Genomic DNA, 24,369 nt, shown 5'->3' on the forward strand with positions numbered 1-24,369 from the left:
TAAAGTTTGTCGCAATGGCGTAGTAGATTCAAAGTTTTTTCCGACGAAAACAGCCAACGGCCGTACGGGCATTTTCCCGAAAAAATGCAAAAAACCGCACCCGGTCATAGTCCGGATGCGGAAATGTGAGTCTAGGATGTATGATTAGTCGCGACGCGCGCCACGGCCGCCGCGTTTTCCTTCAGTATTCTTCCGTAATGACGAAATACGCTCTTCACTGTCCTTCAGAAAACGTGACATTTTGTCTTCGAAGGAAAGTCTATTCATTGGAGGTCTACCCATTGGGGGCTTGCCTCCGCGCCCACCGCGGTCGCCGCGGTCTCCACCACCGCCGCGCGGGAAATCGCCGCGATTCGGCCGTTCTTGCCGGGAAGGCCGTTCCTCTACCGGTTTATCCACCGTTTGCTTGATGGAAAGACCGATCTTTCCGTCCTTATCGACATTGATGACCTTCACTAAAACTTTGTCCCCGAGCTTCAAATGGTCATTCACGTCTTTGACGTAGTTATCGGCAATCTCTGAAATATGAACGAGACCAGTGACACCTTCGGAAAGCTCCACAAACGCTCCAAAATGGGTGATTCCCGTCACCTTGCCTTCTAACTTGGTGCCCACTTCAATTGCCATAGAGTAAACGAATCCTCCCTTAAAAATGTACCAACGAAACTATTGGCTATGCAGATTATACATGATGCTGTTTACGAGATCAATGGTCTATCATCCGGCTGCGCGCAACATTTGCTTCAGGCTAGCGCAGGGTGTTGAACATGGTCTCCCCTGCACGTGTATAATTGTATTCCTTACGCAGCTTTTGTTCAATAAATTCGGGGTCTTCCAAACGAGCCACTTCCAGCTTGTACTGGTCATTCTGCTGCTTCATGTCGTCCAGCTTTCCCTGCAGCTCGTCAATTTGGTCAGATTTGGCTTGCAGCCGTCCCATCTGATTCCAAAACGTGCAGCCTGCCCAAACCAATACACCGGCCACGATGAGCAGCACCATGCGGATGCGCCGTTGAGAACCCGTATTTTTCTGAGCTTGCATGCGGAAAAATTCCTCCCACGTCATTTCTTGAACCGTCCGAGCATGCTCCGATACAGCCATTTCAGCAAGCTCCAGAATGGATAAAGCAATTGTAACACAATTTTGAACAGGAAAATAGAGATCGCCCGGAAAATTCGGAAAATGGCTATAGCTATGCGCCAAAGCGCCATCAGAGGACCAAGCAATACGATCCGCAGCAGCTTGATAATAAAACGGATCAGCGCGGCCGCTATTCGCAGCAGCCGATTTATCGTCCAAACCGCAGCGCGGCTAAACAATACGAAATACATGCCCGCTCCAAGCAGGATGCCAATAAACACCACCAGGCGCACCTGCCCGTGGTTGCTGTACAGGAGCATTTGAAACACCAGCGCTGTGGCGGCAATCCAGTATACGATGTCAAGCAGGGCTAGCGGCAGACGGGACAGCTTGAACCGGGCGGCCAGCACACGATAAAGGTCGAAGGCCAGCCCCATGCCCATGCCGCAGCCGAACATCATGTACATGGTTAAGAACTGCTCATTTAAGCTCACTTGAACAGCTTCCCGAGCAGACCCTTGCCTTTTTCCTGCCCGCCCGCTTCTACGTAGGCCACCAATCGGACGACACCCTCAATAGCCACAAGCCCCTGCTCCAGGCTCAAATTTTTGATATGCAGGTTCTGTCCCTTCACCTCCAGCAAGCCGCACTCCGTATCCAGCAAAAAATGATCGCTGTCGAAGCTCTCTACCTTGCGGACCCCGGATATTTCGAGCAGCTTGCGGTTCACCAGATGAACCTCCTGCCGTTTCGCTTTGCCCTGTTCCACCATAGCCTGTACCCCTCCTTCTTGTACTACGATATGGACTAGGGCGGGAAAATAGAACAAGCGGATCCGCATAAACCTGCGTCAAAACCGTGAGGTCTGCAGCCGGGTCGGTAAATGGGAACGGCACAGCGTCGCCGACACGCGAGAAGACATCAAAAAAGCGGTCTCCGTCAACCCGGAAACCGCCCGTATACTGGCTTTATTGTTCATCAGCCTTATGAAATTGTTCGCTCAGCACGGTATACATTTGGGCCGCCTCTTCCTTACGGGTCGTATCGCTGATACGCTCTACCCGGACGGTAAGACTTTTCTGGCCGAAGCGTACCACCAGCTCATCGCCGACCTTGACAGTGCTGCTGGCTTTGGCTTCCCGGCCGTTAATCCAAATGCGCCCCTGATCGGACACATCCTTAGCTACAGTTCTCCGCTTAATGAGGCGGGAAACCTTCAGAAACTTATCGAGCCGCATTATTTCACAGCTTCTTTAAGCTTGTTGCCCGCTTTGAATGCCGGAACCTTGGACTCCGGAATTTCAATTTCTTTGCCGGTTTGCGGGTTGCGGCCCGTGCGGCCGGAACGTTTGCGGGTTTCGAAGGTTCCGAAGCCGATCAGTTGAACTTTGTCGCCGCCAGCGAGCGCATCGGTAACTTCACCAAGGAAGCCGTTCAGCACAGATTCGACATCTTTTTTGGACAGGCCGCTCTTTTGAGCAATATTGTTGATTAGATCCGTTTTGTTCATGTTATTTTTTCTCCTCCTATATGAATGTCCAATGAAAAATAGACTAGCACCACAGTATTATTCTTTGTTAGTCAGGAAAATCCTTCTACTTCGGTCGTATTTTTTAAAAGTTTTTCGCTTCCTGCCACCATTTCTCCATCTCTTGAATATCAGTTTGCTCAAAACTTTTTCCATTTAAACGCAGCTTTTCCTCGATATACAAAAACCTTTTTTGGAATTTATTGTTACATTGCGTCAGCGCCAATTCGGGGTCAATCTCCAAAAATCGAGCAATATTGACAACGGAAAAAAGTAAATCCCCCAGCTCTTCCGCGCTGTGCTCGCGCGCCTTCTCGTCCCTGCTTCCGGCTGCTTCACGCACCGCCTCCTTCAGCTCCAGAAGCTCCTCCTCCACCTTGCCGATGACGCCATCCAGGCTGTCCCAATCGAAGCCGACCTTCGCCGCTTTCTTCTGAAACGCAGCCGCTTTAAGGAGGGCAGGCAGGTCTCTCGGCACACCGGCAAGCACCGACTGCCTTTCGGTATCGATTCCTTTGGCCTGCTTCTCTTCGGCCTTGATTGCCTGCCAGCTGCGAAGCGCCTCTTCGGCGTTCTGCGCCGCAGTTTCCCCGAATACATGGGGATGACGGCGAATGAGCTTCTCGTTAAGCGTTCGAACCACATCATAGACATGGAATGCTCCCGTCTCAGCCTCCATTTGGGAATGAAGCATGATTTGAAGCAGCAGATCACCGAGCTCCTCGCACATAGCGTCAGGATCATCGTCATCCAGCGTCTCCAGCACCTCATAGGCTTCCTCGATTAAGTTTTTGCGGATACTGAGGTGCGTCTGCTCCCGATCCCACGGGCAGCCGTCCGGGCTGCGCAGCAGTTCCACAATTTCCCGCAAGCGCTCAAAGCTGCGGTTTAATACCGCATCGTCATTACGGGCCGGCACCCAGATTAAGGACAAATTGCCGTACTCCTTCATCCGGTCCAGCTCAAGCAAGGGCACCCGCTGGATATGCTCTCGTCCCGCCACGCCAAGCGCATGGCCGACGACAACCTCGGCATCCTCCGGGTACCATTCCATCAGCGTCAATTTCACATCCGAGGCCGTCAGGGCATCGTACACTTGACCGATTATCGTATGTAAACGGGGGTTAATATGGGCGTGCTGAAGCGCCGTTGCGTCCAGCAGGATGAAGCCCTCAATCGGGTCAAAGCCGAACCGGAGAAACGCCTGATCAAGAAAGCTTTCCCCGCCGAGAAAATGCAGCGGAATCCCCTGCTGCGGACAGCGCTCACGGAGCAGTACAGCTGTATATTCCGCGACCATCGGATGCCCGGGAACGGCATACACAATGTCTCCCGTGCCAGATTCTCCTGCGGCTGCGATGAGCTCCTCCACAATAGCCTCATACACCCCGGCAAACGATTCATGCTGCTTATAAAGCGTATCGAATGTAGAAAACGCAACCTGCTGCTCCTGCAAATATTGAACCACCGGGTGATCCGCCGTGCGCAGATATAAGCTCCCGGCGGTGCTGATTTTGTTCCAGACCCCGAGTGTAAGCTGGGATGCGTCGCCGGTGCCAAGCCCGACGACTGTAATCGATGCAGTCATGCTCGGTCCCCTCCCTTGTTTAAATGAATTTGCTGCCGGGTAAGCCGACTCGTCCGGATTGTTCATGGAGCGCCTTGCCGAGCAGCGAAATCAGATTTTAACCGTCACCATCGAATCGAAATCAGTCCTGTCCAAAATCAATCCCGGCTACTGCTTCCTGCGGTTGTCCGCCGCATCAAGCCGCAGCCAGCTCCTCAGCCGGCGCGGCAGGCGTGCTGCACGGCCTGCAATACCGGGCAGCGCCCGCCAATCCCGGTCTGTCCATGCTCCGGAAACTAGCAGCCCGGCAAAATAAAGCGGAACCGCCGCCGCAACGGCCAGCAAGGACGTTGCAATAGCGTAGAGCCGCTCAGGCGGGGTCCAGACTGCACCCGCTTCCCCGAGCGCCCACAAAAGGCCCGCCAAGCCGCAGGCCAGCAAGGCCGCCGCCAGCAAGGGACGCCATATATACGCGCCGGCCGGGAAGCGGCTGCCTGCCGCCCGCCGCAGTTGAATCAGGTTCAGCAGGCAAGCGCCGGCATATGCCGCAACGGCCGCGGCGGCAGCGCCGTTAATCCCATAACGCGGGACCAGGAGCACATTCAGCGCCAGCTTCATGGCGGCGGCCAGCAGCAGATGTACTGCGGGAAGCTTTTCACGCCCCAGCCCCTGCAGCACACTGCCGGACACGACGCAAACGGTGCTCAGCCATGCGGTCAGCGCCAAAATGCGCATGGCATCCGTGCCGAGCGTATTTTGATAAAACATCACATTCATCGGCGCGGCCGTGACGGCTAAGCCTACGGCCGCCGCCAGGCCAATCAGCCACGAGAAGCGGACAGCGGCTTCACTGTGGCGGCGGATCAAATCCGCCCGCCCGCTGGCTTTGGCGTTTGCGATCGCAGGAATAAGCGCTACGGCCAGTGAGGTCGCCGTCAGACTGACGAGCTGGATTAGCGGCTGCGCCCGGTTGTATACACCGAATTCAACCAGCGCGGCAGATTCTGTCCAGCCCTCCGCTCCAAGCAGCCGGGGAATGGTGAAGGAATCCACAAGCGCCAGCAGCGGGACGGCCATCAAGCCGAGACAGACCGATAACGCATACGGTACAAAACGCGATGCCAGCTCTTTTACACTTTCCGGCTGGACGCCCGCTCCGGCTTGCAGCCGTGCGGAGACGGAGCGGTCAGAATGCCTCCGCCGCTTCTCCCGCCGCCAGTAGTACAGCATAGCGCCGAGACCGGCCGCTGCGCCGGTAACTGAGCCGAACATCGCGCCGGCTGCGATAACCGTGTCGTCCATATGTAAAAATAAAAACAGCAGCCCCAGCATGGTGACGACACGCACAAGCTGCTCCCACACCTGTGACACTGCGGTAGGGATCATATCCTCCAGCCCCTGAAAATAACCCCGCAGAGCCGACATCAACGGTACAATAAGCAGCGCAAGCGACACACTTCGTATCGCCAACGCCGTCCGGCTGTTTCCGAGCAGGCCTGCCAGCAGGTCAGCGCCGAAATACAGCCCCATGCAGCAAAGCAGTCCTGTCCCGGCAAGCCACAGGCTGGTGAGCCTCAGAATGCGGCGCGCTTCCCCCCAGTTTCCTTCTGCGGCTTTTTCCGCCACAAATCTGGATACAGCAATGGGAAATCCCGCCACTGCCAGCGTCAAAATGACGTTGTACAGCGGGTAAACCGCATTATAAATACCGTAGGCTTCATCGCCCGCTAAATTTTGCAGCGGGATTTTTTGCATCGTACCCAGCAGCTTGGACACAATGGACGCAAGCCCCAAAACCGCCGCTCCTTTCAGCAGCTTGGATCCTGCCTTGCTCTCCTTACGGGGGCCCGCTGAAAACTGCTCCGGCCCTGATCGACTTTCCTGCCCGCTGCCCAAGGCAGCGGCTTTATCATGCTGCTTCATACTCACGCACCCGGTTCACCTCGTGCCTATTATACATTACCCGTGCGGTCCAATACTACGGGCTTCGGCCAGACGAGGAGCACAGGCACGCAGGAATGCCACTGTTCAAGCCCGAATCCGCCTCCGAAAAAACGCACAAAAACAAGCTCCCCATCTACGTTGAACGCCCCGAACGTCCCACGTGACAGGAAGCCTGTCTTGTCCGGCCGGTCTGCTCCACCGGCGCCTATTGCTCCATCTGCTTCGCCAAAAAGCCCGCAGCGGTCTCAGCCATCTTCAGCTCCATTTGCCCCATTTTTACGGCTTCGTCCTTGCTGACCAGAATAACCGCCCCAATCGGGTCTCCTCCGGCTACAATCGGCGCTATGACATAGGAGACATAAGCCTCTGGCGTATCCTTCAGCAGATCGAATTTGCCGGCGGTTGTTTCAAGCGTTGTCCTGCGGTTTTCCATGCAGGATTCCACCTGTGCGCCGATCTGCTTCTCCAGATATTCCTTTTTCGGCGCGCCGGATACGGCAATAATGGAATCCCGATCGCAAATCATCGTAATATGATTCGTGCTTTCATGCAGAGACTCCGCATATTCCTTGGCGAAATCGCCAAGCTCTCCGATTGGAGAATACTTCTTCAAAATAACTTCCCCGTCGCGGTCAACAAATATTTCGAGCGGATCGCCCTCACGAATCCGCAAGGTGCGGCGAATTTCTTTGGGTATGACAACACGGCCTAAATCGTCGATTCTGCGCACTATTCCAGTAGCTTTCATACTTCTTGTTGCCCCGCTTTCTTGAAAGGTTTTGACTGACTGGATGGTTCAGGTGTATTTGTTCAATGAAAGTTAATTGAGTGTGATCTTGCTGTCGTTAGTATCCTACCGTTGCCATGTTCTTATACATCTGGCATTTCCGCTAATCTGGCCCGAATCCCGCTCGAACCGGATCGCGCCTGAGCCAACACGAAAAGCACAAAAAAACGGTATACTGTCCCGCAGCATACCGCTTTTTTCACCATCCATGAGACCGTTTTACTGTTATTTGTCACTTTCGTCGTCTATCGCACTGCCTCCTGCCGCGGCTCCGCTGCTGAAAGCACTTGGCCCAGCGACCCCAGGAAGCCTTCGAGCATCTGCAGCGCCTCGTCGGCCTGAAGCCCGCGGGCTTTGAAGATCAGCGCCGGCCGGCTGCCTTGCACAGGCTTAAAGCGACCTTGAAACTCCGCGCTGGATAGCTGACTCAGCTTCTGACCGTCCAGATACTCCCCTTGGCTGGCATGCAGCGTAATCGTCCAATCTTCATTTTTCCGGGTAATCGATTCCACGTTGTACTGGGCGCTGTACACCTTCATACGGGCCACCGACAGTAGATTGAGGACGGCCTGAGGCAGCGTGCCGAATCGGTCTTCCATTTCCTCCTGCAGGTCCGACGCTTCCTCCAAGGTTTTAATATTGGAAACTTTTTTATAAATTTCAATTTTTTGCATACTGTCATAGATGTAGTCCGACGGCAAGTATGCATCAATGTTAATATCCAGCTGCACGCTCAGGCTCTGCACAACCGGAGCCTCTTCCCCCATCTCCACCTTGCGCCGCGCGATTTCCTCTCCGAGCATCTGGGAGTACAAGTCAAAGCCCACCGATGCGATAAACCCGTGCTGTTCCGCGCCAAGCAGGTTCCCGGCGCCTCGAATCGATAAATCGCGCATCGCGATTTTGAAGCCCGATCCCAGCTCGGTAAATTCCTTAATCGCCTGCAGCCGCTTCTCGGCGACCTCATTGAGCACTTTATCCCGCTGATAAGTGAAATACGCATACGCAATCCGGTTGGAACGGCCTACGCGCCCCCGGAGCTGATACAGCTGGGACAGTCCCATTTTGTCTGCATCGTGTACAATCAAGGTGTTTACATTCGGGATATCGACACCGGTCTCGATGATACTGGTGCTGACCAGCACATCGTACTCCCCGTCCAGGAAGTCCAGAATCGTCCGCTCCAGCTCCTGCTCCCCCATCTGGCCGTGTCCTACGGTTACCTTGGCATCCGGGACGAGCATCGAGATTTGATCCGCCATTTGCTGAATGCCTTGCACCCGGTTATACAGGTAATAAACCTGACCGCCGCGGGAAAGCTCCCGCTCTACCGCCTCGCGGATCAGGCTGTTGGAGTGCTCCACCACATAGGTCTGCACGGGGAACCGATTCTCCGGCGGCGTCTCGATAACGGACAAATCACGCACCCCGAGCATCGACATGTGCAGCGTGCGCGGAATTGGCGTTGCCGTCAGTGTCAGGACATCCACATTTGTTTTGAGGCGCTTCAGCTTCTCCTTGTGCGACACGCCGAACCGCTGCTCTTCATCCACGATAAGCAGTCCCAGGTCCTTAAACTGCAGGTCCGACGACAGCAGACGGTGCGTGCCGATAATGACATCCACCGTTCCGGCCTTCACTCCCTTGATCGTGTCGTTCTGCTCCTTCTTCGAGCGGAACCGGCTGATGACCTGAATATTAAACGGATAGCCGGAGAAGCGCTCCCGGAATGTCTCATAATGCTGCTGGGCCAAAATCGTCGTCGGCACCAGCACCGCTACCTGCTTGCCGTCAATAGCCGCCTTGAAGGCCGCGCGTATCGCCACCTCCGTCTTGCCGTAGCCTACATCGCCGCAGAGCAGCCGATCCATCGGGCGAGGCTTCTCCATGTCCTTCTTGATTTCCTCAATTGCCCGCAGCTGATCGACGGTCTCGTCATACGGGAACATGCCTTCGAATTCCTGCTGATACGGCGTATCCTTCCCGAACCCAAAGCCGGTAGCGGACTGCCGCTCAGCATAGAGCTTAATCAAGTCATCGGCGATATCCTGCACCGAGGTGCGCACCTTGCTCTTCACCCGGTTCCATTCCGTGCCGCCCAGCTTGTATACCTTCGGTTCCTTTTCCTCGGAGCCGATATATTTTTGAATCAAATCAATTTGCTCGATCGGAACGGACAGCTTGTCGCCGCCGGCATACAAAATATGCAAATAATCCTTATGAATACCGCCGATCTCCAGCGTGCCGATACCGACATATTTCCCAATACCGTGATTGACATGTACTACATAGTCGCCGATTTTCAGCTCCGAATAGCTTTTAATCCGCTCCGCATTGTCGATTTTTTTGTCCACCTTGCGTGCTTTGCGCTGCTTCTGCGTGAACATCTCGCCTTCCGTAATAACCACCAGATGAACCGAATTCAGCTCGAAGCCGCTTTGCAGATTACCGTCAATGATGAGGGGCTCGCTGATATCATAGTCGTTCAGCACCCGGCGGATACGATCAACCCGCTCTTCCCCGCTGCCAAGCAGCATCACCTGGACGCCGGCTTTTTTCCAGCGCTCCATTTCGGATTTCAGCACATTCATCTGCCCATGGAAATTTTGCACCGCCCGGCACAGGAAGTTCACGATATTTTGCGGCTGCGTCTGGGGAACCTGGCGAAGGAACAAGGACAAATATAGAACCGGGAACGGCGTTCGGTGCAGCAGGGTCTCATATTTCTTCGCCAGCACACAAGCGGGCAGCATCTTGCCATCGGCCAGCTGTCCCGTAACCCACTCCGCCTCATCCCGCTCGAGCTGCTTGGCCGTTTCGATCAGGCGCGGCGGCTCATCCAGCAGCAGCAGCGTATCCTGCGCCACATAATCCAGCAAGGTTTGACGCTCCGGGTACAACAGCGAGACATAGGCATACATGTCGTTAAAATAGTGCTCTTGCCGCAGACGCTCGATATCGTGTCCGATATGCTCCTGCAGCTTCTGCTTTGCCTTGCGGTCCGTCATTTTGCCAAGCTGCTCCTCCAGCAGCTCAAAGGCGTGATTAGCCGCATTTTGGAAGCGCTTACTGTCGGCCAAAAGCTCCTTACACGGCGCAAGCGACACCCGCTCCAGCTTATCAATCGAACGCTGATCGCCGGGATCAAAGGTCCGGATCGAATCAACCTCGACATCAAACAGCTCAATACGGTAGCCTGCCTCGGCCGTCAGCGGATAAACATCAATAATGCCTCCCCTGACGCTCATCTCGCCTTTGCGCTCTACGCGCTCGACACGCTCATAGCCCAGCTCCACCAGTCTCCGCAAAAATGCCTCCGGCTCCAGTGTATCGCCAACCTGTACGGTCACTTCGGCCTGGCGGAATACCGCGCTTGGAGGCAGAAGCCTGCGCAGACCGGCGTACGGGGCGACCACGATCCCGCGGAATCCCCTTGCCAGCCTGGACAGGGCATCAATACGCTGCGCCAGCATTTCCGGGCTGGCTACAGCCGATTCCGCCACCATCAGCTCATTGGCGGGATATAGCAATACATTTCCCGGGGGCAAGCATTCCTCCAGGTCTTCAGTCAGCTTTTGCGCAGCGAACATATTGTGGGTTACAACCAGCAGCGGCCGATCCAGCTCCTTGGTTAACGCGGAAACCATCACCGGCTTGGACGATCCGGTCAGCCCGCATACGAGCTGTTCCCGCATACCGGCACGGACCCCGCTTACCACTGCTTGAAAATCATGATCCTGCGAAAAAGCACGTATTAGTCGCTCCATCTGACAAATGTCCTCCTACCGAACACCAAGTAGACCAAAGCGTATTTCCGCCAAGGTCCAGGTTCGCTCCCGTCAGCACGGCGGCAGCTCCGGCTTCTTCAAGCCGGATCATCCTCCGCACGCGCTCTGGAATTTATATCCGTAATTATAGCGCCCCACCGGGGAACAATCAAGAAAACAAGCCGTTTTCGGACCGCCCCTTTTTTGGAATTCCCAGCCGGGTTGGTTCATATACTCAGCTGGATGCATTAAACAGCCCCATTGTTTTTTCGAATGGATGCTGCAGCGCATGCTCCAGCGCATCGCATGTCCGGTCAAGCACATCCGGCATCGCGGCAAATTCTTCCTTAGTGAATTTGGTTAAGACGTAGTCCACAATCGGAAAACCAGGCCGGGGCCGTGAAATACCGAGCCGAATCCGGTTAAATTGGGGAGTGCCCAGATGCTGAATCAGCGACTTCATTCCGTTGTGCCCGCCGGGGCTCCCCTGATAGCGCAGCCGAATATTCCCGTACGGCGTGTCCATATCATCATACAGCACAATCAAATCATCGATGCTCGCCTTATAGAAATCCATGTACGAGCGCAGAGCTTCCCCAGACAAATTCATATAGGTCATCGGCTTTATCAGCACAACCTTTTGCCCGCCGACATGCCCTTCCCCAAGGACAGCCTTATGCCTCGCCTGCGTCACCGCAATGCTGTGCCTGGCGGCAAAGCGATCCACCGCCATAAACCCGATATTATGCCTCGTATCCTGATAAGCCGCACCGGGATTTCCAAGACCTACAATCCACTTCATCATCCTTCTCCTCCGCCAAAAAAATCTGAGAAAATGTGCATTTTTCTCTTCTTCAACGCAACCATCCGGCATGTCCGATTGTCTTAGCTGATGAAGAAAAAACCAACTATTTTTGAGAAAAAGGGTGAACTCGCCGAATGTACAGAAACGGTCAAAACTTAACTGAAGACCTTCACTTTCAGGACCATCTCGAGCACGAGGTTCCAATCCAAATTTATTTGGGCGTCAATCACAAGGATATTGGTTTTGTCGAACAATACAGCGGTATTTTCATCAAAGTGAACAACACCTTTTATCGCCGGGACTACTTTACGTTTATTTCCCGCCCCGGCTATTAGAAACCGTCGCCGTCAAGTGCTGTACAGCTACGAAGCCGCCCCTTCACCATCCGCCCGGCGGCTTCCGAGCGCTCCGCCTGAAACCACCCTGGTCATGTGTAAAAAGGGGACGGCTTCCCATCCCCTTCACACATGTGCCGAGCCTATAGGATTACGCCCCGCTGGGAGCTTCTGTCTTGGCTTGTACCGGCTCCCTTTTCTCTTCCTCATCCACCGGGATAACCAGCTCCTCCTTCTGAGGCGCCAGCACGGTGACCAGAAGCGTCTCCGGATCAGATTTTAAGCTCACCCCTGGCGGCAGCTGCAGCGCGCCTGCCAGAATGCTATCCCCTACCCGCAGGCTGCTGACATCCAGAACGATCGAGGCAGGGATATCCTTAGGCAGGCAGCGAATCTCCACCTCGTGGAGCAGCGTTGTCAGCAACCCGCCTTCTGCTTCCGCCTCGTCCTGTCCCTTCAGCTCAAGCACTACCGATGTCTTGACAGGCTCGTTCATTTCGATTTGGTGGAAATCAATATGCAGCAGCCGGCGGTTAACCTTCTCCCGCTGAATAGCGCTGACCATCACCGGCTGATGTCCGTGATCGGGCATCTCCAAGTCCACGATGGCATGGGCGCTCTCCTTCAGCAGTGCAAGCAGCTCCTTCTCATCCACCATAATCGCCGTGCTCGGCAGCTGCTTTCCGTAGACCACACCGGGAATTTTCCCCTGCTTGCGGGCCGTTTTCGTATCCGATTTCGTTTTCGTTTGGCGGGCTTCCGCCTTTAAAGTATTGGGCATACGTCAACCTCCTGACAAAATTGGGTTCCACCTGACAGTTTCCCCAACCGTCGGACGTTTTAGTCTGCCCGCGCTTTACTCGCTTTTGCCTTTTTTGAGCCGGACCCGAAGCTCTTCTGCATACCCGGTCTTAACAACCTGCCGTTCCCGGGCAACCGCCATGTCGTTCTCCCCGACATCGGAAGTAATCGTCGAGCCTGCAACCACAAAGGCGCCTTTGCCGATTTTGACCGGCGCAACCAAATTCACGTTGCTGCCGATAAACGAATCGTCACCGATTTCCGTCATATGCTTGCGGAAGCCGTCATAGTTCACCGTAATCGCGCCGCAGCCGATGTTGACGTTGCTGCCGACCTTGGCATCACCGACATAAGAGAGATGGGATACCTTGGTTCCTTCGCCCAATGTTGCGTTTTTAATTTCGACGAAATCGCCGATTTTCGCGTAAGCGCCGATATTGGCCCCCGGACGCAAATAAGCAAACGGGCCGACGGACGCCTCATTGCCGACCACTGCCTCCAGCAGCACCGACTGTTTCACGGTCACCCCGTCGCCCAATTGGCTGGAGGTCACTTCCGTATTCGGTCCGATAACACAGTCTCTCCCGATGACGGTATCGCCTTTAAGAATCGTTCCCGGATACAGCACCGTATCGGGGCCGATTTGGACCGTTTTCTCAATGTACGTTTGCTGCGGATCAATAATGGTCACTCCGCCCAGCATGGCCTTGCGGTTAATACGCGCACGCATCTCCTGCTCGGCTTCAGCCAGCGCAACCCGATCATTGACTCCCAGCGCTTCCGCCGTATCCTGCGTGGAATAGGCCAGCACAGCCTCCCCTTGTCCCCGCAGAATGCCTACAACATCCGTCAAATAGTATTCCTGCTGGGCATTGCTGTTGGTTACCAGCTTCAATGCCGCAAACAGCTTGCGGTTGTCAAAACAGTACGTGCCCGCATTAATTTCCTGTACCGCCGCTTCTTCCGGCGAACAGTCCTTTTGCTCCACAATACGCTGGACAGCGCCATCGTCGCTGCGAATGACCCGTCCGTATCCGAACGGATTGGACATCCGGGCGGTCAGCATTACCGCTCCGGCCTGCTTCTCCTGCATGAGCCGGACCATGCCTTGCAAGGTTTCCGCTGTAATAAGCGGTGTATCCCCGCAAGCAATAATGGTAATCCCTTCCTCCTCGCCCAGCACCGCCTCAGCCTGCATTACGGCATGGCCTGTTCCGAGCTGCTCCGCCTGAAGCGCATATTCGGCGCAATCGCCCAAATAACCCTTTACCGCCTCGGCTCCATGGCCGACTATTACCACCGTACGGGCGGTTCCCAGCTCGGCGAACGTGTCCGTTACATGCCCGACCATCGGCTGTCCGCATACCGGATGCAGTACCTTGTAGAGCTTGGATTTCATACGCTTTCCTTGGCCCGCGGCAAGGATAATGCCATATATATTCACAGGTTGTTTCCCCTTTTCCGTAGAGTTCTCCCTTCAAACTATAGCTCAGTTTTGTATAAATGAAAAGGGAGCCCCTGAGGGGCTCCTTGGGATTGCAGAATTACATTACGCGCCTTCTTCAATAACCTCTTCTTCCGTCGCCGCTCGCTCATATTCAGTCAAAACAGCTGCCTGAATCTTCTCACGGGTTGTCGAAGAGATCGGATGCGCGATGTCGCGGAACTCACCATCCGGTGTCCGCTTGCTCGGCATGGCAACGAACATGCCATTATTTCCATCGATAACACGAATGTCGTGAACGACAAATTCGTTGTCAATCGTGATGGAAGCAATAGCTTTCATTCTCCCTTCCGAGTTTACACGGCGGAGTCGAACATCAGTAATTTGCACCTCTAGTCACCACCTTTTTGTTTGACGAGACTTACCTCCTAAATTCCACATTTATACATTAAAATCCTTCTTGTTTTTTGAATTTTTTTTAAATTTTTAAACTTTATTTTCGAAGAGCGATAAGTTCGATTTCTACAAGGACATCCTTAGGCAGCCTTGCGACCTCCACCGTCGAGCGCGCAGGCTTGTGATCTCCAAAATATTCGGCATAAATGGCGTTTACTGCAGCAAATTGATTCATGTCCTTCAGGAATACAGTCGCCTTGAGCACCTGATCCAGCCCCGATCCCCCGGCCTCCAGCACAGCGGTCAAATTGCGGAATACCTGATGAGTCTGCTCTTCAATACCGCCGCTGACAAGCTGACCGTCCGTACCGAGCGGAATTTGCCCCGAAGTGAACAATAAATTGCCAAGTGCCGTCGCTTGTGAATAGGGTCCGATTGCAGCAGGAGCTTTCTGTGTGCTTACAATTTCAATCGCCATCGTCATCTTTTCTCCTCATCTTGTTCGAAATAGTTGCCCGGCGTCACAAGCAGCTGCCGATTGCGCGATTCCACGCCCGACACCTTGGCCAGGGATGTATATTCTTCTACCAGATGTTCGTCCACTTCGCCCGATTCCACCAGAACGCCGACTCCTTTGACCGTGGCACGGAATTCGGAGAGCAGATCCATCATCCCGCGAATCGTTCCCCCGGCCCGCATAAAGTCGTCGATAATCAGCACCTTGGATTCTTCCTTCAGCGCCCGGCGGGCAAGCGACATCGTTTGAATCCGTTTGTTGGAGCCAGAAACATAGTTGATGCTGACCGCAGAGCCCTCAGTTACCCGGTTGTCCCGGCGGACGATAACGACAGGCAAATTCAGATACGTCGCTGTTGCGTATGCAAGCGGAATACCTTTGGTTTCCACCGTCATCACCACGTCCAGATCACGGCCTGCGAACGCGGAAGCAAACATTTTACCCACTTCATTCAAAAATTGCGGCTGGCCCAGTATATCGGACATGTACATGTAGCCGCCGGGCAAAATCCGTTCAGGCTGTTCAAGCTGCTTGCAATATTTATTAATTATTTCCAATGATAGCGCCTTCGGTATTTTGGGGATGAATTTCACCCCGCCCGCAGCCCCAGCCAAGGTATGCAGCTGGCCTAAGCCTTCTTCTTCGAACACTTCTTTTATGATGGCCAAATCCTCGCTAATGGAGGATTTCGCTGAATTGTATCGTTCGGCAAACGTTGTAAGCGGAATCAGCGTATGGGGGCGAAACAACAAATATTGTGTCATTTCCACCAGCCTCGCGCTGCGCTTTAACTTTTTCATTCCGGTTCCCCCTTAGAATCTCAATCCAGCAAATCCGAATATTATAAAGAGAATATACCATTTTTATACGTTTTTCAGCAAGAACTTCATGAAAGATTTATGAAATTATCCTTAACGTCAACCTGACATATACTTACATTCGTGTTCCCGTATTTACTAGTCCGCAAGCATGGGCGCAGTAAGCAGGCGGATGGCATATACTTCCTTGCAAAATCCGCGCAGCCCGTTATAAATGGCACAGGCTTTGGTCTCTTTCGATACAAGGCCGAATACCGTCGGGCCGCTGCCGGACATGAGGACCCCATCGGCTCCCAGCCGTTCCATACAATCCTTAAGCTGGCGCACCTCCGGGTACAGCCGAAGCGTAACCTCCTCCAGAACGTTGCCAAGCCGTGAGCATACCCCCTGATAGTCTTGAGCAGCGATAGCTTGTACCAGCTGTGCCGTTGGCGGATGGCGGCGAATCTCACTAGCCCGCAGCTGCCCGTATACTTCGGCTGTGGACACATTAATCGGCGGCTTGGCAAGCACGACCCAGCAGGCCGGGGGCGCGTCGATACGCTCCAGCTTCTCCCCGCGCCCTGTCGCCAGCGCAGTGCCTCCTGTGACACAGAACGGCACGTCGGAGCCCAGCTCCGCGCCCAGCTCCTTCAGCTCTTCCACCGAGAGCCCCAAGTTCCACAGGCGGTTGAGCCCGCGGAGAGTTGCCGCCGCATCGCTGCTTCCTCCAGCCAGGCCAGCCGCGACGGGAATTTTTTTGTCGAGATGAATATAAACCCCTTCCCGCACACCGCAGCGTTCCTTGATTAGCCTGGCCGCCTGAAACGCCAAATTTTTCTCATCTAGCGGAATATAGCCTGCCTGACTTGAAATCATAATCGTGTCCCGCGGAATTGCAGTCATCTCCAGACGGTCCGCCAAATCAACCATCGTCATGACCATCTCGACCTCATGGAAGCCATCCTCGCGTTTATATAGAACGTCTAGCGATAAGTTAATTTTTGCCGGCGCTTTTTCATAAATTTTCATTCCCGCACCCCTTAGATCCAGTTTGACTATGTATTACTATAACAAATGAAAAAAAGAAAAGCTAAAGCGTCTGCTTGAAAGCGGTCGCTTTAGCTTGGAGTCGAGAAAACGAGCTTACCAGTCCCTGCAGCTAGTGCGGATTGCGGGCAGACTGCTCGGCGATTTGTATGGCTCTTTTGACCATATTCCCCGCATCCTTCGTCCGGATTCCGCCCCAGCCGTCCCGCTGCACCGTGTCATAAAAGCCAAGGTCCTTAGCCAGCTCATTTTTGAACCGCTCTGACATCACACCACGATTACGGCGTCCCATCGCACATCGTCTCCTTCGTTTGAGAGTATCGTTAGTATGCCGCACGGTCGTTTCTTTTACTCCTGACGCCTGGCTGTCCTTGTCCGCCCGCTCCCATTGCTCTCTCGCATTCCGCCTGAAACGAAAAACAGAACCGGAAGCCGGCTCTGTTCTTCATGTATAGTCAATGCTGATGATACTTTGCTGCTTTATTGCTGTGCATACGTGATTCGGACCTCGCCCTCATTCTGGCAGACGGTCACTTCCACGGATTCGGTCAAAATGTCCGCATAGCTGTAGGACACCCGCTTAAATGCGTGCTGTTCTTCATCCAGCTTGACAATAAACACAGAAGGGTAGATTTCTTCCAACACACCGGTTCGTTCGATGGTCTTTCGGCGGCCACCGTTAGCACGTAACAAGATCTTCTGCCCGACATGGGCTTCCAAACTGCGTTTGATTTCCAACAGCGCATTTTTAGCCATTGTGTACTACCACCTCTTTCCTTGGTAATTATACCGCAATAGTGGTAGTATGTCAAATAAAGCTTAATATTATAGCAGGGGTACAAAGTTATTGTCAACGGTCTATCTTCACTAAAAAAAGCGTCCCGGCCATCCCGGGACACTTTCAAGCTCCTATTTGGCAATCACGCATCGGCTGTAGACTGCAAATGAGGATATCCCAAACGGTGAGTACCCTTGGTTTCAATGCCGCCCATGCCTTTGACGCCGCTTACGGTTTGATGGATAACATCCGGCAAATTAACCGTCTCTTTCACCGATGTAAACGCAGCCTTCGCTGCGACAGCGACCGGGTCCAGAGCGTGAATTAATATCCGGCCGGGCGAGCTTGCAAAATTAGCCCCCGCCTGCAAAAGCGCCTCGAAGTGGGACTGGCAGGCGCCGGCCACCACAACGAGTCCATCCCGGTCCCGCTCGTACTGGCGGGCAATCTGAACCGATTGCACGAAGTGAGCGGAATTTTTGTAGCTGTTCAAATCCGACGGATCGAGCGGCTCACGCTGCTTGAGCATTCCGTCATGCCCCGTCACCACCACAACATCCGGACGCACCTGCGGCAGCAGCCGCTGCAGAAGCGTAGGCATGTTCGTCTCCGTGACATACATGCCTTCAGCAGGGATATTCAGCTTGCCGTATACTGCCATGCTTTTTCGCAAATAGTTAGCGTCTCCATCCAGGTGAAGAATTTTGCCGGGCATATCAAAAAAAGCCTGCTGCCTGCGTCCTGAAGCCGGACTTGCGGCAGATTGCCGCCAGATACGCTCCCGCTGCGCGCGCACGGACTCGGTCAGACGATCCAGAACGCGCGCTTCCGACTCAGCCAGCTTATGGCTTATACGCATGTCCTGGACCGCTTGAATGTCGTGCAGCGGAGCATCCGCCAACAGACGGTATTGTATGCCTTTCAGCATGACGAAAGAACGTGCCAGCTGTTCGATTCGAAACAGCACGTCGCCGCCATAGGATTTTCGTACCACGAGGTCTCCGAGATTCATAAGCCAAATCCCCTCCTCGACTATCCTATGGTTAGTCTGGGCATTTGGTGCGGAGCAGCGCATTGCTGAGACGAGCAAATTCCTCCATCGACAGCGTCTCGCCGCGCCGCTGCGGCTCTATGGCATTATCCAGCAGCAAAGCCTCCCACTCCGGGCGGGCCATACGGCCGGGATACCGGTTCATCAGATTGTTTACAAGCGTCTTGCGGCGCTGTCCGAAGGCGGCTTGAACCACTTCAAAGAAATGCCCTTCATCCTCAACAGGAACCGGCGGCTCTTTGCGCAGTGAAAGCCGGATTACGGCAGAATCTACATTCGGCTGCGGAATAAAGACAGTTTTGGGCACAATCGTGACCACCGCAGGCTCACAGTAATATTGTACCGCGATACTCAGACTGCCGTAATCCTTCGTGCCGGGCTTGGCCGCCATGCGGTCGGCCACTTCTTTTTGAATCATCACCACGATATGCTCCAGCGGCAGACGTTCCTCCAGCAGCTTCATAATAATCGGCGTCGTGACATAGTACGGCAGATTCGCTACAACACTAATCCCCTCGCAGCGCGGAAACCGGGTGGCGAGTATTTCCTTCAAATCCAGCTTCAGCACATCCCCATGAATGACCTCTACATGAGAATAGCCGCCCAAGGTTTCCCCCAGAATGGGCAGCAGCCGCTGATCGATTTCAACGGCAACGACTTTCCCCGCCGTTTTGGCCAGCTGCTCCGTCAGCGCACCGATGCCCGGTCCGATTTCCAGCGCCCCCCGGCTTGCATCCAGTCCGGCCGCGGAAACAATTTTGCCCAAAATGTTCAAATCGATCAGAAAGTTTTGTCCCAGGCTTTTCTTGAGCGAGAAGCCGTATTTATTAATGATTTCCTTTGTGCGCACCGGGGTAGCAATATCTTTGCCGGTCCGTGTAAGTTCATTCGAATTCATTTATAACCCTTTCCCGCGCACATACGCCAGCGCCGCTTCAAATTCCTCACGTGTAATCCGGAAAGCCCGGCAGCGTTTATACAGCTGCTTCCCATTAGCATACCCGATACCGAGCCGTTTGCCCAGCTCCAGCCGCCGTTCAGATGCATGAGGATGGGTAATTAGTCCCGCCGCTATCAGGTCGGCCATCGTCACATCGTCGTAGGTCTCCTCGCCCTCAGGAAGCTCTGTACGTACTCTGGACAGCGCTTTGCGAATGGCCTCAGGGGAAGCATTCTCCACGCCGAGATCGCCCTTGCGCCGGGCCTCCTCCTGCGTCAGAAAGGCATGCTTACAGCCGGGTACCCGGGCGGAGATGATTTTGCGGATACGCTCCCCCGGATGATCGGGGTCCGTAAAAACGATAACGCCCCTCCTAGCCTGAGCCAGCTCGATTTGACGCAAGATGTCCTCGTTTATCGCGGACCCGCCGGTTTCAATTGTTTCGGCCCGCACAGCTCGCTGGATGGCCGCTGTATCATCCCGGCCCTCCACGACAATAATTTCTTTAATCATACTGCAACCCTTTCCGGCCTTTTGGCGTCTAATATTCAACCTGAATCCAGAAAAAAGAAGAGGCAGCATGCCTCCTCTTTCCATCCTAACACCTATTAATTCACAGCCGGCTTATCCTTACCAATAATGTATACTTTATAGCCGCGTTTTAACCCAAAACGCTGCGCATAGCTTTCATTCTCGAAGTAAATATCGATGGTATTGCCTTTCACAGCACTTCCGGTATCCTCCGCCCTGCGGAAGCCAATGCCCTCAATATACACCCACCAGCCCATCGGAACTACCTTCGGATCAACAGCGATCGTACGGCCCTCCATTGCACGGGAGCCTGAAGCCGTCATTCCATAGCCCGGATGATCCGGCCCTTTGCCGGTCGAAGCCACGCCTGCCGAATAAGCCGTCACTGTCACATTGTTCAGGATCTGCTTATAGCCGAACGTAACACCGCTTTTCGTCACTTCATCCACACTCGGAGAGCTTGCCGACAAAGCCACCACTGGATTTTTGCTTCCAATAGCCACAATTTTGCTGACACTCTCCGTCTGGACATTCTCATCTACAATGGCTTCCGACACAAGCGTCCCGTCCTCGAACGTCTTCTCGACGATCTTGGTCAGCGCACCTTCCTTGCCTTCCTGCACAGTCTGCTCCTTGCCTTTTAACAGGTTCGGATCGTTTTTCTTAACCACTTCGAACGGAATGGGTTCCGTTGTCTCCTCTTGCTGCTTGGTAACCCGTACGACCTTGACTTCACCGTCCGGCGTAATGGCTGAATCAGCCTCAGGCGTAACCTTATCCAGTTCGCCCAACGATATATTTAACTCTTGCAATGCACTTCCGACTGTTTTTCCTGTAGTGTACAGGGTTTCCGTCTTCCCATCGGCTGTCAGACGAATTGGCGCAGCCTTTTCAATGACGATGCGATCCCCGTTCTTCAACACGGTGTCGAGCGGCATCGAAAGCCGGTCATATTGTCCGACAGATATAGCTTGTTCATCCAGCAGGCGTTTCAGGGCATATTGCTTCGTTTTCACTTGCTTTTCTTGCCCATCCACTACTACGGATACGCTCTTGGTAGCCGTACCGTACAACAACATCAAAAACATGAAAGTCAAAGCGAAAGAAAATAAGGCTACACTTGCAATCAATCGCTTGTTTTCACGCTTCCATCGCAATGCGAAGGACATGCTGGATGATCGTTTCCCATGGGTCTCCTTATCGGGGATAATGCCCATTTCTTCGGTCCTCCTCCATAGCCCCGCCGTCAACTGTCAAGCATGATTAGAATTGACGCGACTATAAAATGGTTTAGTTTATGTTTCTTCCACGCCGCTGCAAGAGCCGACATGGCCGCTTCCGCCTCGCGTTGTTCCCCTCCTTGCCTACTTATTTTTCTTTGAGATCCGCTGATGAGAGAATTGTATGAGAGCGAGTGCCCGAATATCCCTAGGAGTTCAACATAAAAAGCCCGATAAAGAGGAACTCTTCATCGCGGCTTGTGATTGTAGGTGTGTAATTAGCAGAATAATCGACGCCCGACAAGTTTCCTCTCTCATCACGCTTACGAGGTTAGCTGACGGATTCGGACGAGAGAGTCGCCCTATTCGCGTTCCGCTGCCCTACATGCAACAGCCTACCGCGAAATTCACCCCATTTGACGCTTGCAGTATGTAAGTCCTTGGACGCCGCATGCAAACGTTGGTTCCCCCGTTCTCCTGTTTGAACATTCGCGGCTTCTTAGACCGGATCATTCAAGGAAACTCAGCGAGTTTGGAAAATCGGTAAATTATTAAGTTTTATGAACAGTATATTACCTTCATCTTGGCAACCTGTAAAGCAGATGAAGGCCTATTTTCAGGCAAAAATAGTGAAATTCAGGCCTTTCAATAAATAAACCACCTGATTATCTACTTATTTCTTGCGTTTTTAGCATTACAAACAGCTTTTAAATGGAAAACAGCAAAATCACACGATTATGGAACCTAGGCAGGGCCAGGTTTACAAGCTTCAACAATGGTCCCCGAATTCGCCGAATTTCAACAGTTTGACTGCATTGTCCGTGGTAATCCGAGCCAATTCCTCCACCGATATTCCCTTGATTTCAGCGGCTGCTTCCGCAACGAGTCGAACATAGGCAGATTCATTCCGTTTTCCCCGGAAAGGATGTGGTGTAAGGTAAGGGGAATCCGTTTCAATCAGCAGGCGATCCAGCGGAACCTTGGCCAGCACTTCTTTGGGCTGAACAGCGTTTTTGAATGTAATCGGACCGCCGAAGGAGATGTGAAAATTCATGTCCAGGCACTGCTTGGCCGTCTCCCAGCTTCCGGAGAAGCAGTGCATAATTCCGCCGACCTCGGACGCCTGTTCTTCTTTTAGCACCTTAACAATATCGTGATGGGCATCCCGGTTATGAATGACAATCGGCAGACCGACCTTGCGGGCAAGCCGAATCTGCTCCCGGAATACACGATCCTGCACCTCCTTAGGGGAGGTATCCCAATAATAATCCAGCCCGATCTCTCCGATCGCGACCACCTTCTTATGCGAACACAGCTGCTCCAGCCATTCCAAATCGCCGGGCTCCATCGTAATCGCGTCCTGCGGATGCCAGCCGACCGTTGTATAGATAAAATCATATTTCTCCGCCAGCGCAATCGAGCTCGGTATCGTCTCCCGGTTGAACCCGACATTCACCATCCGCGTCACCCCCTGATCCAGGGCGCGCTGTATTACCGCTTCACGATCCTCATCAAACTGCACAACATTCAAGTGGGTATGTGTATCTGTCAGCATGACCTTCATCCTCGCTTATGAATCATCATTTTTTTCTGCCGTTCCGGTCCCAACTGTTCACAGCTTTAGCTCTCCCATTACATCGCCGGGATAATACAAATGGTGCCGTCCCAGATGGATGCCGCTAATCGATCGCACGATTTCGGAGCGTAGCGATATTTCGACAAGCTCGTCCTTCTCATTCAACAGCAATATCGGAAGCTTCTTCTCGTCCGCGTCTCCCGGACGGTACACATCATACGGCAAGTCCGAAGCAAAGTCGAGCTCCAGGTAATAATCCGGGTCCGCGCCAGCGGCCCTCATCTCGCACCGAAGCTGCTCTATGCGCTCCTCATCAATCTGCTCCAGGGTCACATACTTGAATAATTTCCGGTTCAGGAACCGGCGGCACAAGTCGGATAGAATGACATCCTCCTCCATCGACCACTGAGTAAACACCAGCTGCATAAACGATTCATCGAGCTGAACATAGTCTTCCACGGTCAAGTCGTTGACAAACAGACGGGCAAGCGGATGAATCAAAAATTGAAACTTGTATTCCTGCTCATAAAGGCGCTTCGCCCGGAGCAAAATTTTGCGCAAAATAATTTCCGAGCTGCGGGTGACCGGATGAAAATAAACCTGCCAGTACATCTGATAGCGGGACATCAAATAATCTTCTACGGCATGCATGCCGCTTTCTTTGATCACAATATGGCCTTGATGCGGCCGGGTAACCCGAAGAATACGCTCCAAATCAAAGGTGCCGTAATTGACCCCGGTGAAATAAGCATCGCGCAGCAAATAATCCATGCGATCCGCGTCCAGCTGGCTGGAAACAAGGCTCACGACGATTTGGGGGCTGTACTTTTTTTCAATCACCTGCGCAACCTTCTCCGGAAAATCGGGCGAAAGCCGTCTTAGCACTTCCCCGACCTCGGTATCGCCAAGAATGATAGCGCATGTCCATATTTCATGGCTGGTACCGAACACCTCTTCCACGGAATGCGAGAACGGGCCGTGGCCGACGTCGTGCAGCAGGGCAGCGCAAAGAGCTAGCAGCCGCTCCTCCTTCGGCCAATCCGGGTAGTGATTCCGTTCGAACTGGGAGATGATTTTGCGGGTGATTTCATACACGCCGAGCGAATGGGAGAACCGGCTGTGCTCCGCCCCATGAAACGTGAAAAAGGATGTCCCCAGCTGTCGAATACGCCGCAGCCGCTGAAATTCGCGCGTATTAATTAATTCCCAGATCACCGCATCCTGGACGTAGATGTATTTGTGCACCGGATCCTTAAACACCTTCTCTTCTTTCATCGAAGCACCTCTGTTACTCATCGATTACGCCCCCTTGGATACGATAATTTTGTTAAATAACTCACATTTTTTCGCCTAATCCGACATAACAATCGTAGCATAATTCGACAAGAGTTCATGGTTTTGTCGAATTAAAGACTTGCTTTCTACCAGCCTTTTGTGGGACACTTAGCCAAGGA

At 53.4% G+C, this 24,369-nt stretch carries 26 protein-coding genes and 1 riboswitch; of the genes, 1 reads left to right on the top strand and 25 read right to left on the bottom strand.

The features are described from left to right. Window positions 1-144: 144 nt before the first annotated feature. From WBG83_RS18270 to pth, 11 genes are all read right to left on the bottom strand, one after another. Window positions 145-627 (bottom strand): S1 domain-containing RNA-binding protein, encoded by a 483-nt coding sequence (locus WBG83_RS18270; protein WP_336746724.1) that lies wholly within the window; start codon window positions 625-627, stop codon window positions 145-147. 121 nt (window positions 628-748) lie between these two features. Then, the gene (locus WBG83_RS18275; protein ID WP_336746725.1) at window positions 749-1,042 is read right to left on the bottom strand and encodes an FtsB family cell division protein; all 294 of its coding nucleotides are present in this window, start codon (window positions 1,040-1,042) and stop codon (window positions 749-751) included. A 20-nt stretch (window positions 1,043-1,062) separates the two neighbouring features. Beyond that, window positions 1,063-1,575, bottom strand: coding sequence for a spore cortex biosynthesis protein YabQ (gene yabQ / locus WBG83_RS18280; protein ID WP_336746726.1), 513 nt, complete (start codon window positions 1,573-1,575; stop codon window positions 1,063-1,065). Next, window positions 1,572-1,853 carry a sporulation protein YabP gene (gene yabP, locus WBG83_RS18285; protein WP_336746727.1) on the bottom strand — a complete coding sequence of 94 codons (282 nt, stop codon included), beginning with the start codon at window positions 1,851-1,853 and terminating at the stop codon, window positions 1,572-1,574. Before yabP ends, yabQ begins: the two co-directional genes overlap by 4 nt. Window positions 1,854-2,049: 196 nt before the next feature. After that, window positions 2,050-2,319, bottom strand: coding sequence for an RNA-binding S4 domain-containing protein (locus tag WBG83_RS18290; RefSeq protein ID WP_336746728.1), 270 nt, complete (start codon window positions 2,317-2,319; stop codon window positions 2,050-2,052). Continuing rightward, window positions 2,319-2,591, bottom strand: a complete 273-nt coding sequence (locus WBG83_RS18295) for an HU family DNA-binding protein (RefSeq protein ID WP_336746729.1) — start codon at window positions 2,589-2,591, stop codon at window positions 2,319-2,321. Before WBG83_RS18295 ends, WBG83_RS18290 begins: the two co-directional genes overlap by 1 nt. A gap of 103 nt (window positions 2,592-2,694) precedes the next feature. Beyond that, window positions 2,695-4,197 (bottom strand): nucleoside triphosphate pyrophosphohydrolase, encoded by a 1,503-nt coding sequence (gene mazG / locus WBG83_RS18300; protein WP_336746730.1) that lies wholly within the window; start codon window positions 4,195-4,197, stop codon window positions 2,695-2,697. 147 nt (window positions 4,198-4,344) lie between these two features. Then, entirely contained in the window at window positions 4,345-6,099 is a 1,755-nt protein-coding gene (locus tag WBG83_RS18305) for a putative polysaccharide biosynthesis protein (RefSeq protein WP_336746764.1), read from the bottom strand. Window positions 6,100-6,325: 226 nt separating this feature from the next. Further along, on the bottom strand, window positions 6,326-6,868 hold the full coding sequence (spoVT, locus tag WBG83_RS18310) for a stage V sporulation protein T (RefSeq protein ID WP_336746731.1): 543 nt from the start codon (window positions 6,866-6,868) through the stop codon (window positions 6,326-6,328). A 284-nt stretch (window positions 6,869-7,152) separates the two neighbouring features. Further along, on the bottom strand, window positions 7,153-10,674 hold the full coding sequence (gene mfd, locus WBG83_RS18315; RefSeq protein WP_336746732.1) for a transcription-repair coupling factor: 3,522 nt from the start codon (window positions 10,672-10,674) through the stop codon (window positions 7,153-7,155). 235 nt (window positions 10,675-10,909) lie between these two features. Continuing rightward, on the bottom strand, window positions 10,910-11,476 hold the full coding sequence (gene pth / locus WBG83_RS18320; RefSeq protein WP_336746765.1) for an aminoacyl-tRNA hydrolase: 567 nt from the start codon (window positions 11,474-11,476) through the stop codon (window positions 10,910-10,912). Window positions 11,477-11,613: 137 nt separating this feature from the next. Between pth and WBG83_RS18325 the strand changes: the two genes are divergently transcribed. Continuing rightward, a complete protein-coding gene (locus WBG83_RS18325; protein WP_336746733.1) occupies window positions 11,614-11,814 on the top strand; it encodes a hypothetical protein in 201 nt (66 codons plus the stop codon). Window positions 11,815-11,965: 151 nt separating this feature from the next. On the opposite strand, the gene WBG83_RS18330 is transcribed toward WBG83_RS18325, so the two are convergent. From WBG83_RS18330 to WBG83_RS18395, 14 genes are all read right to left on the bottom strand, one after another. Continuing rightward, window positions 11,966-12,595 carry a 50S ribosomal protein L25 gene (locus tag WBG83_RS18330; protein WP_336746734.1) on the bottom strand — a complete coding sequence of 210 codons (630 nt, stop codon included), beginning with the start codon at window positions 12,593-12,595 and terminating at the stop codon, window positions 11,966-11,968. Window positions 12,596-12,670: 75 nt separating this feature from the next. Continuing rightward, window positions 12,671-14,059, bottom strand: coding sequence for a bifunctional UDP-N-acetylglucosamine diphosphorylase/glucosamine-1-phosphate N-acetyltransferase GlmU (glmU, locus tag WBG83_RS18335; protein ID WP_336746735.1), 1,389 nt, complete (start codon window positions 14,057-14,059; stop codon window positions 12,671-12,673). A 105-nt stretch (window positions 14,060-14,164) separates the two neighbouring features. Continuing rightward, a complete protein-coding gene (gene spoVG, locus WBG83_RS18340) occupies window positions 14,165-14,449 on the bottom strand; it encodes a septation regulator SpoVG (RefSeq protein ID WP_336746736.1) in 285 nt (94 codons plus the stop codon). A 103-nt stretch (window positions 14,450-14,552) separates the two neighbouring features. Beyond that, window positions 14,553-14,933, bottom strand: a complete 381-nt coding sequence (locus WBG83_RS18345; protein ID WP_442955854.1) for a RidA family protein — start codon at window positions 14,931-14,933, stop codon at window positions 14,553-14,555. A gap of 2 nt (window positions 14,934-14,935) precedes the next feature. After that, entirely contained in the window at window positions 14,936-15,772 is an 837-nt protein-coding gene (gene purR / locus WBG83_RS18350; RefSeq protein WP_336746738.1) for a pur operon repressor, read from the bottom strand. Window positions 15,773-15,928: 156 nt separating this feature from the next. After that, window positions 15,929-16,801, bottom strand: a complete 873-nt coding sequence (gene ispE, locus WBG83_RS18355; RefSeq protein ID WP_336746739.1) for a 4-(cytidine 5'-diphospho)-2-C-methyl-D-erythritol kinase — start codon at window positions 16,799-16,801, stop codon at window positions 15,929-15,931. 130 nt (window positions 16,802-16,931) lie between these two features. Further along, window positions 16,932-17,111: a small, acid-soluble spore protein, alpha/beta type gene (locus tag WBG83_RS18360; protein WP_336746740.1), complete on the bottom strand. Its 180-nt coding sequence runs from the start codon at window positions 17,109-17,111 to the stop codon at window positions 16,932-16,934. Between the two features lie 188 nt (window positions 17,112-17,299). Next, a complete protein-coding gene (gene veg / locus WBG83_RS18365) occupies window positions 17,300-17,575 on the bottom strand; it encodes a biofilm formation stimulator Veg (RefSeq protein ID WP_336746741.1) in 276 nt (91 codons plus the stop codon). Window positions 17,576-17,739: 164 nt separating this feature from the next. After that, window positions 17,740-18,609, bottom strand: a complete 870-nt coding sequence (gene yabG, locus WBG83_RS18370) for a sporulation peptidase YabG (RefSeq protein WP_336746743.1) — start codon at window positions 18,607-18,609, stop codon at window positions 17,740-17,742. Between the two features lie 31 nt (window positions 18,610-18,640). Next, complete coding sequence (gene rsmA, locus WBG83_RS18375; protein ID WP_336746744.1) at window positions 18,641-19,546, bottom strand: 16S rRNA (adenine(1518)-N(6)/adenine(1519)-N(6))-dimethyltransferase RsmA; 906 nt, start codon at window positions 19,544-19,546, stop codon at window positions 18,641-18,643. Beyond that, window positions 19,547-20,101, bottom strand: coding sequence for a ribonuclease M5 (gene rnmV / locus WBG83_RS18380; protein WP_336746745.1), 555 nt, complete (start codon window positions 20,099-20,101; stop codon window positions 19,547-19,549). A 95-nt stretch (window positions 20,102-20,196) separates the two neighbouring features. Further along, the gene (locus WBG83_RS18385) at window positions 20,197-21,336 is read right to left on the bottom strand and encodes a ubiquitin-like domain-containing protein (protein WP_336746746.1); all 1,140 of its coding nucleotides are present in this window, start codon (window positions 21,334-21,336) and stop codon (window positions 20,197-20,199) included. 307 nt (window positions 21,337-21,643) lie between these two features. Next, window positions 21,644-21,843: riboswitch (cyclic di-AMP (ydaO/yuaA leader) on the bottom strand. A gap of 265 nt (window positions 21,844-22,108) precedes the next feature. Then, window positions 22,109-22,894, bottom strand: coding sequence for a TatD family hydrolase (locus WBG83_RS18390; protein ID WP_336746748.1), 786 nt, complete (start codon window positions 22,892-22,894; stop codon window positions 22,109-22,111). 57 nt (window positions 22,895-22,951) lie between these two features. Continuing rightward, window positions 22,952-24,190 (bottom strand): HD domain-containing protein, encoded by a 1,239-nt coding sequence (locus tag WBG83_RS18395; RefSeq protein WP_442955855.1) that lies wholly within the window; start codon window positions 24,188-24,190, stop codon window positions 22,952-22,954. Window positions 24,191-24,369: the final 179 nt, after the last annotated feature.

This window comes from Paenibacillus sp. y28 (assembly GCF_037137075.1).
GTDB lineage: Bacteria > Bacillota > Bacilli > Paenibacillales > NBRC-103111 > JBBBNV01.

What these genes read in the sequence shown, in the direction of transcription:
- WBG83_RS18270 (WP_336746724.1), bottom strand. Translation starts at nt 627, where the DNA reads ATGGCAATTGAAGTGGGCACCAAGTTAGAAGGCAAGGTGACGGGAATC.
- WBG83_RS18275 (WP_336746725.1), bottom strand. Translation starts at nt 1,042, where the DNA reads ATGCAAGCTCAGAAAAATACGGGTTCTCAACGGCGCATCCGCATGGTG.
- yabP (WP_336746727.1), bottom strand. Translation starts at nt 1,853, where the DNA reads ATGGTGGAACAGGGCAAAGCGAAACGGCAGGAGGTTCATCTGGTGAAC.
- WBG83_RS18290 (WP_336746728.1), bottom strand. Translation starts at nt 2,319, where the DNA reads ATGCGGCTCGATAAGTTTCTGAAGGTTTCCCGCCTCATTAAGCGGAGA.
- WBG83_RS18295 (WP_336746729.1), bottom strand. Translation starts at nt 2,591, where the DNA reads ATGAACAAAACGGATCTAATCAACAATATTGCTCAAAAGAGCGGCCTG.
- mazG (WP_336746730.1), bottom strand. Translation starts at nt 4,197, where the DNA reads ATGACTGCATCGATTACAGTCGTCGGGCTTGGCACCGGCGACGCATCC.
- WBG83_RS18305 (WP_336746764.1), bottom strand. Translation starts at nt 6,099, where the DNA reads ATGAAGCAGCATGATAAAGCCGCTGCCTTGGGCAGCGGGCAGGAAAGT.
- spoVT (WP_336746731.1), bottom strand. Translation starts at nt 6,868, where the DNA reads ATGAAAGCTACTGGAATAGTGCGCAGAATCGACGATTTAGGCCGTGTT.
- mfd (WP_336746732.1), bottom strand. Translation starts at nt 10,674, where the DNA reads ATGGAGCGACTAATACGTGCTTTTTCGCAGGATCATGATTTTCAAGCA.
- pth (WP_336746765.1), bottom strand. Translation starts at nt 11,476, where the DNA reads ATGAAGTGGATTGTAGGTCTTGGAAATCCCGGTGCGGCTTATCAGGAT.
- WBG83_RS18325 (WP_336746733.1), top strand. Translation starts at nt 11,614, where the DNA reads ATGTACAGAAACGGTCAAAACTTAACTGAAGACCTTCACTTTCAGGAC.
- WBG83_RS18330 (WP_336746734.1), bottom strand. Translation starts at nt 12,595, where the DNA reads ATGCCCAATACTTTAAAGGCGGAAGCCCGCCAAACGAAAACGAAATCG.
- WBG83_RS18345 (WP_442955854.1), bottom strand. Translation starts at nt 14,933, where the DNA reads ATGGCGATTGAAATTGTAAGCACACAGAAAGCTCCTGCTGCAATCGGA.
- purR (WP_336746738.1), bottom strand. Translation starts at nt 15,772, where the DNA reads ATGAAAAAGTTAAAGCGCAGCGCGAGGCTGGTGGAAATGACACAATAT.
- ispE (WP_336746739.1), bottom strand. Translation starts at nt 16,801, where the DNA reads ATGAAAATTTATGAAAAAGCGCCGGCAAAAATTAACTTATCGCTAGAC.
- WBG83_RS18360 (WP_336746740.1), bottom strand. Translation starts at nt 17,111, where the DNA reads ATGGGACGCCGTAATCGTGGTGTGATGTCAGAGCGGTTCAAAAATGAG.
- veg (WP_336746741.1), bottom strand. Translation starts at nt 17,575, where the DNA reads ATGGCTAAAAATGCGCTGTTGGAAATCAAACGCAGTTTGGAAGCCCAT.
- yabG (WP_336746743.1), bottom strand. Translation starts at nt 18,609, where the DNA reads ATGAATCTCGGAGACCTCGTGGTACGAAAATCCTATGGCGGCGACGTG.
- rsmA (WP_336746744.1), bottom strand. Translation starts at nt 19,546, where the DNA reads ATGAATTCGAATGAACTTACACGGACCGGCAAAGATATTGCTACCCCG.
- rnmV (WP_336746745.1), bottom strand. Translation starts at nt 20,101, where the DNA reads ATGATTAAAGAAATTATTGTCGTGGAGGGCCGGGATGATACAGCGGCC.
- WBG83_RS18385 (WP_336746746.1), bottom strand. Translation starts at nt 21,336, where the DNA reads ATGGGCATTATCCCCGATAAGGAGACCCATGGGAAACGATCATCCAGC.
- WBG83_RS18390 (WP_336746748.1), bottom strand. Translation starts at nt 22,894, where the DNA reads ATGCTGACAGATACACATACCCACTTGAATGTTGTGCAGTTTGATGAG.
- WBG83_RS18395 (WP_442955855.1), bottom strand. Translation starts at nt 24,190, where the DNA reads ATGAAAGAAGAGAAGGTGTTTAAGGATCCGGTGCACAAATACATCTAC.